Source organism: Pseudomonas sp. S3E17 (assembly GCF_024168685.1).
Lineage (GTDB): Bacteria > Pseudomonadota > Gammaproteobacteria > Pseudomonadales > Pseudomonadaceae > Aquipseudomonas > Aquipseudomonas marginalis.
This window is the reverse complement of record NZ_JALJWE010000001.1, coordinates 2825619-2841771: the sequence shown is the minus strand read 5'-3', so window position 1 is coordinate 2841771 and position 16153 is coordinate 2825619. Positions and strand designations below refer to the sequence as shown.

The following is a 16153-nucleotide window of genomic DNA, read 5'->3' as shown; positions in this document are numbered from 1 at the left end:
TGCCGGCCAAGACGTCAGTAGAAGTAGAGGAGAGCAGCATGGATGAGCACAAAGCCCTGCGGGTGATGCGCACCATGGTCGACGGCGGCCAATTGACCGACCCCGACAGTGCCCGGGGCAAGTTGCTGCAAACCGCGGCGCACCTGTTTCGCAACAAGGGCTTTGAACGCACCACCGTGCGCGACCTGGCCAGTGCCGTGGGCATCCAGTCCGGCAGCATCTTTCATCACTTCAAGAGCAAGGACGAGATCCTGCGCGCGGTGATGGAGGAAACCATCCACTACAACACGGCCTTGATGCGTGCCTCGCTCGAGGAAGCGAGCACCGTACGCGAACGTGTGCTGGCGCTGATTCGCTGCGAATTGCAGTCGATCATGGGCGGCAGCGGCGAGGCCATGGCGGTGCTGGTGTATGAATGGCGTTCGCTGTCGACCGACGCCCAGGCCCAGGTGCTGGCGTTGCGCGATGTGTACGAAGACATCTGGCTGCAGGTGCTGGGCGAGGCCAAGGCGGCGGGTTACATCAAGGGCGATGTGTTTATTGCGCGACGCTTCCTCACCGGAGCCTTGTCCTGGACCACCACCTGGTTTCGCGCCGAGGGCAACCTGACCCTGGAGCAATTGGCCGAAGAAGCCTTGTTGATGGTTTTGAAGGCCGAGTGAGGCGCAAGCTATTAATTTGCCGGTGGAAAGTTGTCTAGCTGGGCAAAAACGCCTAGCTTATCGACATCGATGTATTAAACGGTGTGTGCCTTGATGTTTTCGCCATGGCGGTTGGCTGCAGGACTTACTTTATGGGCACTCGGCACCGCAGCGTGGTTGCCGGCTTCGGCTGCGCAACTGGTGCGCATCGGCGCGGCGCATTTTCCGCCCTACACCGTGCGCCCGGAGCAAGGCGCCGACACCGGTTTGTTGCCTCAATTGGTGGAGGCCTTGAACGCCTCGCAAACCGACTACCAGTTTGTGCTGGTACCCACCTCCATCCCTCGGCGTTTTCGTGATTTCGAACAAGGCCGTATCGACATGGCCATCTTCGAAAATCCCGATTGGGGCTGGCAGAAGGTTGCCCACACCAGCATCGACATGGGTCTGGAAGATGCGGAAATCTTCGTCGCCCAGCGTGAGCCCGGTCGAGGCCAGGACTATTTCGCCGACCTTGCCGGGAAACGCCTGGCGGTGTTCAGCGGCTATCACTACGCCTTTGCCAACTTCAACCCCGACCCCAAGTACTTGGCCGAGCACTTCAACGCCACCTTGACCTATTCCCATGACAGCAACCTGCTGATGGTTGCGCGCGGGCGTGCGGACATCGCCTTGGTAACCCGTTCGTACCTGAGTGACTTCATGGTGCGCAATACGGATATGGCCGGGCAGTTCCTGGTCTCGGAGCGCATCGACCAGGTCTATCACCACTACGCGTTGCTGCGGCCCAAGGCGCCGATCACGGGCGAGGCGTTTTCGGCGTTGCTCAAGCGCTTGCGCGACAGCGGCGAGATGCTGAAGATTTTCGAGCCGTACCGCATCGATGTGATGGCGGTACCCTGAGGTCACACGCGCCGTGCAAACGTATCGCTATGGTTGCCGGACACCTTGCGGCAGTGCACCAGCGCATCGCGAATCATGAAGTTCACCAACGTCGGTGAAACCCCCAGTTCCTTGGCAATGTCCTTTTGCGGCACACCGTGCAGGCGGTACATCTCGAACGCATAGCGGGTGCGCTGGGGCAACTCCGTCAGGGCGTCGGCGATGTTTTCCAGGGTGTTGAAATTGATGTGGGAGGTTTCCGGTGAAGCGCCGTGAATGACCACATTCAAGCCTTCCTCTTCCGTCCCGGAATATTTGAGTTCCAGGGCCTGCTTGCGGTAGTGATCGATCGCCAGGTTGCGCACGATCTGGAACAGATAACTCAGTTGGGCCTTGAACGATGACGTGATCGTCGGCGCCGATTGCAGGCGGAAGTAGGCGTCCTGCACTACATCTTCGGCACGGGAGCGGCACCCGGTAATACGTGCCGCAATCTTCACCAGAATCAGTCGATTGTCGACAAATGCCTGGAGAAGCGGTGAGTCGCACCTGCCTGTGGATACTTGTTCCGTCATGGAAATCACCTTGTCGCAAAAGAGGTTAGGGGAGGGCGTCCTTGCTGAGGCCTCCTACACATCGGGCAACAAATTATGCTGAATGATAATGATTGTCAAATGAGAAGGCGAACTAATCTTATGCTTTCTTGTTAGGTGTGAACCACGTCTCGCAGGTACCCGGCGACTAATTATTTGCCGGTGCCGTCCGTTCTTCTGGGTGACAGGGCCGTTAGTCAAGCGGCCAAGGATCAGCACCCGCAGGAGGACGACATGGGTTTTTATCGTGCACACAGCGTGTTTCAGTTTGGAGTCGTCGCGGGATGACTACGCCGACTCGACTGCGCCTGTTCTGCCTGCCCTATTCGGGCGCCAGCGCCATGGTTTACGCGCGTTGGCGCCGCACGTTGCCGGAGTGGTTGCAGGTGTGCCCGCTGGAATTGCCTGGGCGGGGCATGCGCATGGACGAGCCCCTGCAGCGCGATATCAAGGCCTTGGCGGCGCAGCTCGCGGAGGAAATCAGTCGCGACTTGAGCAGCCCTTATGCGTTGTTCGGCCATAGCCTCGGCGGCCTGCTGGCCTTTGAGTTGGCCCACGCGTTAAACGCACGAAATGTCCCTGCGCCGCTGGCGCTGTTCGCCTCCGGCACGGCCGGCCCGGCCCGCCGCGATGTCAGCGAATACGCCATCGAAAAGACCGACGCGCAACTGATCGCCCGCCTGCGCGAACTGCAAGGCACTGCCGAAGAAGCCCTGGCCAATCCCGAGTTGATGCAGTTGATGCTGCCGATCCTGCGTGCCGACTTCCTGCTGTGCGGCAGCTTCACCTACGGCGAGCGCAAGCCGCTGGACCTGCCGATCCATGTGTTCGGCGGCAAGCAGGACAGCGTGCGCTCCGACCAGTTGCTCGACTGGCAGCTCGATGCCGCCAGCGGTTTTTCCCTGGACATGTTCGACGGCCACCACTTCTTCCTTATCCAGCACGAAAGCGCCGTATTGCGCTGCGTGCGGCGCTATGCCGACGAACACCTGGCCCGCTGGCGCAATGGCGCGGCGCGGCAAATGGCCGCCGGCTGATCGCTCTCCCATTCCCGAATTTCCCGTAAGCCGATTTCAGGCAGGAACCCCATGATGGACGCCTTCGAACTTCCCCGCACCCTGGTCGAGTCCCTTCAACGTCGCGCCGCCCAGGCCCCGGACCAGGTCGCCCTGCGCTTCCTCGCCGAGTCGGCCGAGCACAACGTGGTACTCAGTTACCGTGACCTGGACCAACGCGCCCGCACCATCGCCGCCGCCCTCCAGGCCAATGCGGCACAGGGCGACCGTGCGGTGCTGCTGTTCCCCAGTGGCCCGGACTACGTCGCGGCGTTCTTCGGCTGCCTGTACGCTGGGGTGATCGCGGTGCCGGCCTACCCGCCGGAGTCCACCCGCCGTCATCACCAGGAGCGCTTGCTGTCGATTATCGGTGACGCCGAACCACGTCTGCTGCTGACCATCGCCAGCCTGGCCGAGGGCCTCGGGCAGATCGAAAACGCGCCGCCGGTGCTGAGTGTCGACACCCTCGACGCACAGATCGCCAGCGCCTGGAGCGCCCCCGACCTGCAACCCGACGACATCGCCTTCCTGCAATACACCTCCGGCTCCACCGCGTTGCCCAAGGGTGTGCAAGTCAGCCACGGCAACCTGGTGGCCAACGAAGTGCTGATCCGGCGCGGCTTTGGCATCGACCTGAACCCTGACGACGTGATCGTCAGCTGGCTGCCGCTGTACCACGACATGGGCCTGATCGGCGGCCTGCTGCAACCGATTTTCAGCGGCGTGCCGTGCGTGTTGATGTCGCCGGCCTATTTCCTCGGCCGGCCATTGCGCTGGCTCGAAGCGATCAGCGAATACCGCGGCACCATCAGCGGCGGACCGGATTTCGCCTACCGCCTGTGCAGCGAGCGGGTCAGTGAGTCGGCCCTGGAACGCCTGGATTTGAGCAACTGGCGCGTGGCCTATTCCGGCTCCGAGCCCATCCGCCTCGACACCCTCGAGCGCTTCGCCGAGAAGTTCGCCGCCTGCGGGTTTACCCCGGATAACTTCTTCGCCTCCTACGGCCTGGCCGAAGCCACCCTGTTCGTCGCCGGCGGCCGGCGTGGCCATGGTATCCCGGCGCTGCGCGTCGACGAGCAGGCCCTGGCCGCCAACCGTGCCGAGCCGGGGCGGGGCAGTGCGATCATGAGTTGCGGCACCTCCCAGCCGGAACACGCGGTGCTGATCGCCGACCCGCACACACTGAGCGAGCTGGCCGACAACTGCGTCGGCGAACTCTGGGCCAGCGGCCCGAGCATCGCCCACGGCTACTGGCGCAACCCGGAGGCCAGCGCCAAGACCTTCGTGCAGCATGCCGGCCGTACCTGGCTGCGCACCGGTGACCTGGGCTTTATCCGCGAGGGCGAGGTGTACATCACCGGTCGCCTGAAAGACCTGCTGATCGTACGCGGCCATAACCTCTACCCCCAGGACATCGAGCAGACCATCGAGCGCGAAGTGGAAGTGGTGCGCAAGGGCCGGGTCGCGGCGTTTGCGGTGAATGACAACGGCCTGGAAGGCATCGGCATCGCCGCAGAAATCAGCCGCAGCGTGCAGAAGATCCTGCCGCCTGAAGCGCTGATCAAAGCCATCCGCCAAGCCGTGGCCGAGGCCTATCAAGAGGCGCCGTGCGTGGTGGTGTTGCTCAACCCCGGCGGCTTGCCCAAGACCTCCAGTGGCAAGGTGCAGCGTGCAGCGTGTGCGCTTCGGCAGGCTGACGGCAGCCTCGACTGCTACGCACAGTTCCCCGATTTGCACGCCCAGGCGAGCGCTGTTGCACTGGAATCCGAACTGCAAAGCCGGATCGCCGCGATCTGGTGCGAGCAGTTGCAGGTCGCCACGGTGGCGGCCGACGATCACTTCTTCCTGCTCGGCGGCAACTCCATCACCGCCACCCAGGTGGTCGCGCGCCTGCGGGAAACCCTCGGCCTGGAGTTGAACCTGCGCCTGCTGTTCGAGGCGCCGACGTTGTCCGGGTTCGCCGCCGGCGTGGCGCAACTGCAACAGGACGGCGGCATTGCCCAAGGTGCGATCTGCCCGTTGTCGCGGCAGGACGAACTGCCCCAATCCCTGGCCCAGAACCGCCTGTGGATCACCTGGCAACTGGACCCGCAGAGCAGCGCCTACACCATCCCCGGCGCCCTGCGGCTGCGTGGCGAGCTGGATGAAGACGCGCTGCGCTCAAGCTTCCAGCACCTGATCCAGCGCCACGAAGCCTTGCGCACTCGCTTCTATGAGCGCGATGGGCAGGGCTTCCAGCGTGTGGAGGCCAACAGTGATTTCGACCTGCAGGTCATCGATCTCAGCGACTTGCCTGTCGCCGAGCGTGAAGCCCGCGCACAACAGATCCGTGAGGACGAAGCCCGCACCCTGTTCGACCTGGAAAAAGGCCCGCTGCTGTGGGTGACCCTGGTGCGCCTGGACGAGGACGATCACCAGTTGCTGGTGACCCTGCATCACATCATCGCCGATGGCTGGTCGTTGAATATCCTCATCGACGAGTTCTCGCGCCTGTACGCCGCCGCAAGCCAGGGCCAGGCCCTGACGTTGCCACCACTGGCCTTGCAGTACGCCGACTACGGCAGCTGGCAGCGCCAATGGCTGGCCGACGGTGAAGGCCAGCGCCAACTGGCGTACTGGAAAGCGCGGTTGGGCGACGAGCACCCGACCCTGAGCCTGGCCACCGACCACCCGCGTGCGGCCCGGCAACGCCACAGCGCATCGCGCCATAGTGTGCGCCTGAGTGTCAGCCTCAGCGAGGCGATTCGCCAGACCGCCCAGGCCCACGAGTCCACGCCGTTCATGCTGTTGCTGGCGGCGTTCCAGACCTTGCTCTACCGCTACAGCGGCCAGCGCGATATCCGCATCGGCGTGCCCAACGCCAACCGCCCGCGCCAGGAAACCCAAGGCCTGATCGGCTTCTTTATCAACACCCTGGTGCTGCGTGCCGAGTTGGACGGGCGCCAGCCTTTCACTGAGCTGCTGGCCGCCACCCGCCAGACTGCACTGGGCGCCCAGGCCCATCAGGACCTGCCCTTCGAGCAACTGCTGGAAGCCTTCCCGCAAGCCCGCGAACAGGGCCTGTTCCAGGTCATGTTCAACCACCAGCAACGCGACCTCAGCGCCTTGCGCCGCCTGCCGGGCATGCTCGCCGACGAGCTGCCCTGGCACAGCCGCGAAGCCAAGTTCGACCTGCAACTGCACAGCGAAGAAGACCGCAACGGGCGCCTGAGCCTGTCCTTCGACTACGCCGACGAACTGTTCGACAGCGCGACCATCCAGCGCCTGGCCGCGCACTTCATCCACCTGCTGCAGGCCGTGTGCGAACAACCGCAACAGGCCATCGGTGACCTCCAGCTGATGCCGCAGGACGAACAGCAAGCGTGGAACCAGGCGCCATGTGCACCGGCTCAACAATGGCTGCCCGAACTGCTCAATCAACACACCTCGGACAACACCGCACTGGTCTGGCAGGACGGCAGCCTGACCTTCGCCCAACTGCACACCCAGGCCAACCGCCTGGCCCATTACCTGCGCGACAAAGGCGTCAGCCCGGACGTGTGCGTAGCCATTGCCGCCGAACGTTCGCCGCAGTTGCTGGTGGGCCTGCTGGCGATCATCAAGGCCGGTGGCGCCTATGTGCCGCTGGACCCGGATTACCCCGCCGAGCGCCTGGCCTACATGCTCAAGGACAGCGGCGTGCACCTGCTGTTGACCCAGACCGCATTGCTGGACCGCGTGCCGAGTGCCGAAGGCGTGTGCGTGATTGCCATGGACAGCCTGCACCTCGACAGCTGGCCGACCCAGCCGCCCGGCCTGCACCTCGATGGCGACAACCTCGCCTATGTGATCTACACCTCCGGCTCCACCGGCCAGCCCAAGGGCGTGGGTAATACCCATGCGGCCCTGGCCGAGCGCTTGCAGTGGATGCAGGCCACCTATCAGCTCAATGACAGCGACGTGCTGATGCAAAAGGCGCCGATCAGTTTCGACGTGTCGGTGTGGGAGTGCTTCTGGCCGCTGATCACCGGCTGCCGCCTGGTGCTGGCCGGTCCTGGCGAGCACCGCGATCCGCACCGCATCGCGCAGTTGGTGCAGGCGTACGGCGTGACTACGCTGCACTTTGTGCCGCCGCTGTTGCAGCTGTTTATCGACGAACCGCTGGTGCCCGAGTGCACCAGCCTGCGTCGCCTGTTCTCCGGTGGCGAAGCCTTGCCCGCCGAGTTGCGCAATCGCGTATTGGCGCAGTTGCCGGCGGTGCAATTGCACAACCGTTATGGCCCGACCGAGACCGCGATCAACGTCACCCACTGGCAGTGCCGCGCCGAGGATGGCGAGCGCTCGCCGATTGGCCGGCCGCTGGGCAATGTGATTTGCCGCGTGCTGGACGAGCAACTCAACCCCTTGCCGGCCGGTGTGCCGGGTGAGCTGTGCATCGGCGGCATCGGCCTGGCCCGGGGTTACCTTGGACGTGCCGGCTTGACCGCCGAGCGCTTTGTCGCTGACCCGTTGGGCGAGGCGGGCGCGCGCCTGTATCGCAGCGGTGACCGTGCACGCTGGAGCGCGGATGGCGTGCTCGAATACCTCGGCCGTCTCGATCAGCAGGTCAAACTGCGCGGCTTCCGGGTGGAACCGGAAGAAATCGAAGCGCGCCTGCTGGCCCTGGACGGTATCGCCCAGGCCGTGGTGCTGGTGCGTGACGCGCAGTTGATCGGTTACTACACCGCCCATGCCGCCCTCGACGAACAGGACGTCAAAGCCGCCCTGGCCGCCGAGCTGCCGGAGTACATGGTGCCCGCGCAACTGATGCGCCTGGACGCGATGCCCCTGAGCCCCAGCGGCAAGCTCGACCGTCGCGCATTGCCGGCGCCGGTGTGGCAAACCCGCGAACACATCGAACCTGAAACACCGTTGCAGCAGCAGATTGCAGCGATCTGGCGCGAAGTACTCGGCTTGGCAACAATCGGCCTGCGCGATGACTTTTTCGCCCTCGGCGGCCACTCGCTGCTGGCCACGCAAATCATCTCCCGCACCCGCCAGGCCTGCGACGTCGAGTTGCCGTTGCGCACCTTGTTCGAGGCCAGCGAGCTGGGGGCTTTTGCCGAGCAAGTCGGCCTGATCCAGGCCAGCGGCCAACGCAACCAGCAAACCGCAATCGCCACCGTCGATCGCAGCCTGCCGGTGCCGTTGTCGTATTCCCAGCAGCGCATGTGGTTCCTCTGGCAGATGGAACCGGACAGCCCGGCCTACAACGTCGGTGGCATGGCACGCCTGCGTGGCGTGCTGGATGTGGGGCGTTTCGAGGCGGCGTTGCAGGCCTTGGTCATGCGCCACGAAACCCTGCGCACTACATTCCCGAGCGTCGACGGCGTGGCCTATCAAAAGGTGTCGGCGCAGACCGGCCTGCGCATGGACTGGCAGGATATGTCGGCGTTGAACGAAGGCGAGCGCGAGCAGCGTTTGCAGCGACTGGCCGACCACGAGGCCCACACTCCGTTCAACCTGGAAACCGGGCCGCTGCTGCGCGCGTGCCTGGTCAAGGCCGGTGAGCGGGAGCACTACCTGGTGCTGACCCTGCACCATATCGTCACCGAAGGCTGGGCCATGGACATCTTTGCCCGTGAACTCAGCGCGCTGTACGAAGCCTTTATCGATGAGCGCCTGTCGCCGCTGGCACCGTTGCCGGTGCAGTACCTGGACTACAGCGTGTGGCAACGCCAGTGGCTGGAGTCCGGCGAACGCCAACGCCAATTGGACTACTGGACCGCACAACTGGGCAACGAACACCCACTGCTCGAATTGCCCGGCGACCGCCCACGGCCACCGGTGCAAAGTCACCGGGGCGAGCTGTACCGCTTCGACCTCAGCGACGATCTGGCCGCCCGTGTGCGTGCCTTCAACGCCGAACGTGGCCTGACCCTGTTCATGACCATGACCGCCACCCTGGCCGTGTTGCTCTACCGCTACAGCGGCCAGACCGACCTGCGCATCGGCGCGCCGGTGGCCAACCGCATTCGCCCGGAAAGCGAGGGGCTGATCGGCGCGTTCCTCAACACCCAGGTGCTGCGTTGCCAGCTCACGGGGCAGATGAGTGTTACCGAGCTGTTCGAGCAGGTCCGTCACACGGTGATCGAAGGTCAATCCCATCAGGACCTGCCGTTCGACCACCTGGTGGAAGCCCTGCAACCGCCGCGCAGCGCGGCGTACAACCCACTGTTCCAGGTGATGTGCAACGTGCAACGTTGGGAATTCCAGCAGAGCCGCCAACTGGCCGGCATGACCGTCGAATACCTGGCCAACGATGCCCGCGCGACCAAGTTCGACCTCAACCTGGAAGTCACCGACCTCGACCACCGCCTGGGTTGCTGCCTGACCTACAGCACCGATTTGTTCGATGAACCGCGCATCGCGCGCATGGCCGAGCATTGGCGCAACCTGCTCGAAGCGTTGATCGCCAACCCGCAACAACGCCTCAGCGAACTGCCGTTGCTGAGCGCCACCGAGCAACGCGCGTTGCAGGACAGCCTGGGCGTGGAGGCGGGCGAGCATCGCCTCGACCAGTGCCTCCAGCAACTGTTCAGCCAGCAGGCGCTTAAGCGTGGCGATGCCCCGGCGCTGACCTTTGCCGGTGTGACCCTCACCTACGCCGAACTCGACGCCCGCGCCAACCGCCTGGCCTGGATGCTGCGCGAGCGCGGCGTCGGCCCGCAGGTGCGGGTCGGCCTGGCACTGCCGCGCTCGCTGGAAATGGTCATCGGCCTGCTGGCGATCCTCAAGGCCGGTGGCGCCTATGTGCCGCTGGACCCGGAATACCCGCTGGACCGCCTGCACTACATGATCGAAGACAGCGGCATCGGCCTGCTGCTCAGCGATGCGGCGATGTTCGACGCCCTCGGCGAATTGCCGGCGAGCGTGGCCTGCTGGTGCCTGGAAGATGACTTGCCGGTGCTGGCCAATTACCCGGACGGCGAGCTGCCGTTTATCAGTTTGCCGCAACATCAGGCCTACCTGATCTACACCTCCGGCTCCACCGGTAAACCCAAGGGCGTGGTGGTGTCCCACGGTGAAATCGCCATGCATTGCCAGGCCGTGATCGAGCGCTTCGGCATGCGCCCGGACGATTGCGAGCTGCATTTCTATTCGATCAACTTCGACGCCGCCACCGAGCGTCTGCTGGTGCCGCTGCTCAGCGGTGCCCAGGTGGTCCTGCGCGCCCAGGGCCAGTGGGATGCCGAGGAAATCTGCGGGCTGATTCGTACCCATCGCATCAACATCCTCGGTTTTACCCCGAGCTACGGCAGCCAGTTGGCGCAGTGGCTGGCGACCCAGCAGCAGACCTTGCCGGTGCGCATGTGCATCACCGGTGGCGAAGCGCTGACCGGCGAACACTTGCAGCGTATCCGCGCAGCGTTCCAGCCCGAGGTGTTTTTCAACGCCTACGGCCCGACCGAAACCGTGGTCATGCCCCTGGCCAGCCTGGCGCCGCAGCAGTTGGAAGAGGGCGCCGGCAGCGTGCCGATCGGCAGCATCATCGGCGACCGCGTGGCCTATATTCTCGACGCCGACCTGGCCTTGGTACCACAAGGCGCGACCGGCGAGTTGTATGTGGGCGGCGCCGGTCTGGCCCAGGGTTACCACGAACGTCCGGGGATGACGGCCGAGCGGTTCGTGGCCGACCCGTTTGCCCGCCAGGGCGGTCGCCTGTATCGCACCGGCGACCTGGTGCGCCAGCGCGCCGATGGCCTGGTGGAGTACCTGGGGCGTATCGATCACCAGGTGAAGATTCGCGGTTTCCGTATCGAACTGGGCGAGATCGAAACCCGCCTGCTGGAGCACGCAGCCGTGCGCGAAGCGGTGGTGCTGGCACTGGATTCGCCGAGTGGCAGGCAACTGGTGGCCTACCTGGTCAGCGACGTCGACCACGGCACCTTGCGTGATGCGCTCAAGGCCCATCTCAAGGCACAACTGCCGGACTATATGGTGCCCGCGCACCTGATCGTACTGGACAGCATGCCGCTGACCGCCAACGGCAAGCTCGACCGCCGCGCCCTGCCGCAACCCGATCCCGAGGCCAATCGCCAACACTACGTGGCGCCGCGCAACGAGCTGGAAAGCACTTTGGCAGCGATCTGGTGCGCGGTGTTGAACGTGCAGCAGGTCGGCCTCGACGATAACTTCTTTGAACTGGGCGGCGATTCGATCCTGTCGATCCAGGTGGTCAGCCGCGCGCGGCAGGCGGGGATTCACTTCAGCCCCCGCGACCTGTTCCAGCACCAGACGGTGCAAACCCTGGCCGGGGTGGCCACGCGCTCCGAGCAGGTCAGCGCCGAGCAAGGCGTGCTTACCGGCGCTTCGGGCCTTACGCCGATCCAGCACTGGTTCTTCGACACCGATATTCCCGCGCGCCAGCACTGGAACCAGGCGCTGGTGCTCAAGCCGCTGCAACTGCTCGAGCCTCATCGCCTGGAGCAAGCGTTGCTGGCGGTACTCGAACACCACGACGCCCTGCGCCTGAGCTTCACCCGGCGCGATGCGCAATGGCATGCCGAACACTTGGCCGTACCCAAAGGCGGCGTGCTGATGCAGGCGCAAGTGCGCGACATGCAACAGTGCAGCGCGCTGTTCACCGACACCCAGCGCAGCCTCGACCTGGAGCGCGGCCCGCTGTTGCGCGCCTTGCTGGTGGATGGCCCCCATGGCCAGCAACGTTTGCTGATCGCGATCCATCACCTGGTGGTGGACGGTGTGTCGTGGCGCGTGTTGCTCGAAGACCTGCAAAACGTTTACCGCCAGCTCAGCGACGGCCAGTCCGTCAGCCTGCCGGCCAAGACCAGCGCCCTGCGCGATTGGGCCGCGCGCTTGCAGGCGTACGCCGGCAGCGAATCCCTGCGTGAAGAGTTGAGCCTGTGGCAGGACCGGTTGGCCGGCCCTGACGCGGCATTGCCCGTGGCCCGCCCGCACGGTTCGCGGCGCAACCGTGATGCCGACACCGTCAGCGTGCGCCTGGATGCCGAACACACGCGGCAGTTGCTGCAACGGGCGCCGAGTGCCTACCGCACCCAGGTCAACGACCTGCTGCTGACCGCCCTGGCCCGTGTGCTGTGCCGCTGGAGCGGGCACGGGTCGGCGCTGATCCAGCTCGAAGGCCATGGCCGCGAAAGCCTGTTCGACGACATCGACCTGACCCGCAGCGTCGGCTGGTTCACCAGCGCTTATCCACTGCGCCTGACCCCGCAAACCGGGCAGGGCGACTCGATCAAGGCGATCAAGGAACAATTGCGTGCGGTGCCCCATAAAGGGTTGGGCTATGGCGTGCTGCGTTACCTCGCCGATGACCTGTGCAAGCAGAGCATGGCCGCCTTGCCGAGTGCGCAGATCACCTTTAACTACCTTGGCCAGTTCGATCAAAGCTTCGGCGCCGATGCACTGTTCCACCCATTGGACGAATCGGCGGGCCTGGCCCATGACCCGGATGCGCCGCTGCCCAACGAACTGAGTGTGGACAGCCAGGTGTACGGCGGCGAACTGGTGCTGCGCTGGACCTTCAGCCGCGAACGCCACGACCCACAGGCCATCCAGGACCTGGCGCAGGCCTACCTGGCCGAACTGCAAGCGTTGGTCGCCCATTGCCTGGAGGACAACGCCGGCGGCCTCACGCCGTCCGACTTCCCCCTGGCGCACTTGAGTCAGTCGCAACTCGACAGCTTGCCGGTACCGGCCAGCGCCATCGAAGACGTGTACCCGCTGACCCCGATGCAAGAAGGCCTGCTGCTGCACACCCTGCTCGAGCCGGGCACCGGCCTTTACTACATGCAGGACCGCTACCGCATCAACAGCGCTCTGGACCCCGAGCGTTTCGCCCAGGCCTGGCAAGCGGTGATCGCCCGCCACGAAGCCTTGCGCGCCTCGTTCTGCTGGAACGTCGGCGAAGACATGCTGCAAGTGATCCACAAGCCCGGCAGCACGCCGATCGAGTACCTGGATTGGAGTGCCGACCAGGAAAGCGAACAGGAACCGCGCCTGCAAGCGCTGCTCAAGGCCGAACGCGAAGCCGGTTTCGATCTGCTCAACCAGGCGCCGTTCCACCTGCGCCTGATCCGGGTCGGTGAAGCGCGCTACTGGTTCATGATGAGCAACCACCACATCCTGATCGATGCCTGGTGCCGCTCGCTGTTGATGAATGACTTCTTCGATATCTACATGGCCCTCGGCGAAGGCCGCGAGGCACAGCTGGCCACGCCGCCGCGTTATCGCGACTACATCGCCTGGCTGCAACGCCAGAACCTGGCCGAAGCACGCCAGTGGTGGCAGCAGAACCTGCAAGGGTTCGAGCGCACCACGCCGATCCCGAGCGACCGGCCGTTCCTGCGCGAACATGCCGGCCACAGTGGCGGCATGGTGGTGGGTGACTGCTACACCCGCCTCGACCCCCGTGACGGTGCGCAACTGCGCGAACTGGCCCAGGCCCATCAACTTACCGTCAACACCTTTGCCCAGGCGGCCTGGGCCCTGGTGCTGCGACGCTTGAGTGGCGAGCGTGACGTGCTGTTCGGCGTCACCGTGGCCGGGCGCCCGGTGGAAATGCCCGAGATGCAACGCACCGTCGGCCTGTTTATCAACAGCATCGCGCTGCGGGTGAAGCTGCCCGAGGACGATCAGCGTTGCAGCGTACGCCAGTGGTTGAACGCGTTGCTCGACAGCAATATGCAACTGCGCGAGTACGAATACCTGCCGCTGGTGACGATCCAGGAACACAGCGAACTGCCCAAGGGCCAGCCGCTGTTCGACAGCCTGTTCGTGTTCGAAAACGCCCCGGTGGAAGTCTCGGTGCTGGACCGCGCCGACAGCCTGAATGCCACCTCGGACTCCGGCCGCACCCACACCAACTTCCCGCTGACCGCCGTGTGCTACCCGGGGGATGACCTCGGCCTGCACCTGTCCTACGACCAGCGTTACTTCGACGAAACCACCGTGCAAGGCATGCTCGGTGAATTCAAGCGCTTGCTGCTGGCGCTGGTGCAGGGCTTCCACGGTGATATGGCCGACCTGCCGCTGATGGGCGAGCAGGAACGCGCGTTCCTGTTGGACGGCTGCAACCAGAGCGAACACGCCTACCCGCTGGAACGCAGCTATATCGAGCTGTTCGAAGCCCAGGTGAGCGCGCATCCGCAGCGCATCGCCGCCCGTTGCCTGGACCGGCAATGGACTTATGACGAGCTGAACCGGCGCGGTAACGGCCTGGGTCATGCACTGATTGCGGCGGGCGTCGGCCTGGACCAACCGGTGGCGTTGCTGGCCGAGCGTAACCTCGACCTGCTGGGCATGATCATCGGCAGCTTCAAGGCCGGTGCCGGTTACCTGCCGTTGGACCCGGGCCTGCCGAGCCAGCGCCTGAGCCGCATCATCGACCTGAGTCGCACACCGTTGCTGGTCTGCACCGAAGCGTGCCGCGAGCAGGCCATCGAGCTGCTGGACGGCGTCGACTGCCAGTTGCTGGTCTGGGAGGACGTGCCTGCCCGTGGGGAAAATCCGGGCATCTACAGCGGCCCGGACAACCTTGCCTACGTGATCTACACCTCGGGCTCCACCGGCTTGCCCAAAGGTGTGATGGTCGAACAGCGCGGCATGCTCAATAACCAATTGAGCAAGGTGCCGTATATGGACCTGACGCCAGCGGATGTGATCGCCCAGACCGCCTCGCAAAGCTTCGATATTTCCGTGTGGCAATTCCTCGCCGCGCCGCTGTTCGGCGCACGGGTGGATATCGTGCCGAACAGCATCGCCCACGATCCGCAGGGCTTGCTGGCCCATGTGCAGGCACACGGCATCACCGTGTTGGAAAGCGTGCCGTCGCTGATCCAGGGCATGCTTGCCCAGGATCGCATCAGCCTGGACGGTTTGCGCTGGATGCTGCCGACCGGTGAAGCGATGCCGCCGGAGCTGGCGCACCAGTGGTTGTTGCGTTACCCGGACATCGGCCTGGTCAACGCCTACGGCCCGGCGGAATGTTCGGACGATGTGGCGTTCTTCCGCGTCGACCTGGCGTCCACCCGTGGCACTTACCTGCCGATTGGTACGCCGACGGACAATAACCGTTTGTACGTGGTGGATGGTGCGCTGGAATTGGTGCCCCAGGGGGCGGTCGGTGAGCTGTGCGTGGCCGGCACCGGGGTGGGCCGCGGGTATGTCAGCGATCCGCTGCGCACCGCCCAGGTGTTTGTGCCGAACCCGTTCGGCGCACCGGGCGAGCGCCTGTACCGCACCGGCGACCTGGCACGGCGGCGCAGCGATGGTGTGCTGGAGTACGTCGGGCGTATCGACCATCAGGTGAAGATTCGCGGCTACCGCATCGAGCTGGGTGAAATCGAAGCGCGCCTGCACGAACAGCCGCTAGTGCGCGACGCCGCAGTGGGCGTGCAGGACGGCGTCAACGGCAAGCATCTGGTGGGTTACCTGGTGGCCTCCGATGAGAGGCTGAATCCGGGCGAACGCCTGGACCGCATCAAGCAACGCCTGCGCGCCGAACTGCCGGAGTATATGGTGCCGCTGCACTGGCTATGGCTCGAGCGCCTGCCGCTCAACGCCAACGGCAAACTCGACCGCAAGGCCCTGCCGGAACTGGAGATCGGCCAGTTGCACAGCCAGGACTACCTGGCACCACGCAACGAACTGGAAAACACCTTGGCCGCGATCTGGGCCGAGGTGCTGAAAGTCGACAGGGTCGGCGTGCAGGACAACTTCTTCGAACTGGGCGGCCACTCGTTGCTGGCCACGCAGATTGCTTCGCGCGTGCAGAAGACCCTGCAGCGGGATGTGCCGCTGCGGGCGATGTTCGAATGCAGCACGGTGGCGGAGTTGGCCGAGTACATCGAGGGGCTGGCGGCCAATGAGATCAGTGCAGAGAAGGTGGATCGGTTGAGTGATTTGATGGCGGAGTTGGAGGGGCTCTGATCTTCGCTGTCTGTCAGGACGCCATCGGGGGCAAGCCCGCGATGGCGTCAGA

Annotated in this window: 5 protein-coding genes; 4 read left to right on the top strand and 1 reads right to left on the bottom strand. The window is 64.6% G+C overall.

The genetic code is table 11. The features are described from left to right. Window positions 1–38: 38 nt before the first annotated feature. Both J3D60_RS12465 and J3D60_RS12460 read left to right on the top strand, forming a co-directional pair. Entirely contained in the window at window positions 39–662 is a 624-nt protein-coding gene (locus J3D60_RS12465) for a TetR/AcrR family transcriptional regulator (protein ID WP_065940535.1), read from the top strand. A 93-nt stretch (window positions 663–755) separates the two neighbouring features. Beyond that, window positions 756–1544 carry an ABC transporter substrate-binding protein gene (locus J3D60_RS12460; RefSeq protein WP_065940534.1) on the top strand — a complete coding sequence of 263 codons (789 nt, stop codon included), beginning with the start codon at window positions 756–758 and terminating at the stop codon, window positions 1542–1544. Window positions 1545–1546: 2 nt separating this feature from the next. On the opposite strand, the gene J3D60_RS12455 is transcribed toward J3D60_RS12460, so the two are convergent. Then, entirely contained in the window at window positions 1547–2098 is a 552-nt protein-coding gene (locus J3D60_RS12455; protein ID WP_027603895.1) for an RNA polymerase factor sigma-70, read from the bottom strand. A gap of 302 nt (window positions 2099–2400) precedes the next feature. Between J3D60_RS12455 and J3D60_RS12450 the strand changes: the two genes are divergently transcribed. Further along, window positions 2401–3153 carry a thioesterase II family protein gene (locus J3D60_RS12450; protein WP_253491621.1) on the top strand — a complete coding sequence of 251 codons (753 nt, stop codon included), beginning with the start codon at window positions 2401–2403 and terminating at the stop codon, window positions 3151–3153. A 51-nt stretch (window positions 3154–3204) separates the two neighbouring features. After that, window positions 3205–16101 (top strand): non-ribosomal peptide synthetase, encoded by a 12897-nt coding sequence (locus tag J3D60_RS12445; RefSeq protein ID WP_253491620.1) that lies wholly within the window; start codon window positions 3205–3207, stop codon window positions 16099–16101. Window positions 16102–16153: the final 52 nt, after the last annotated feature.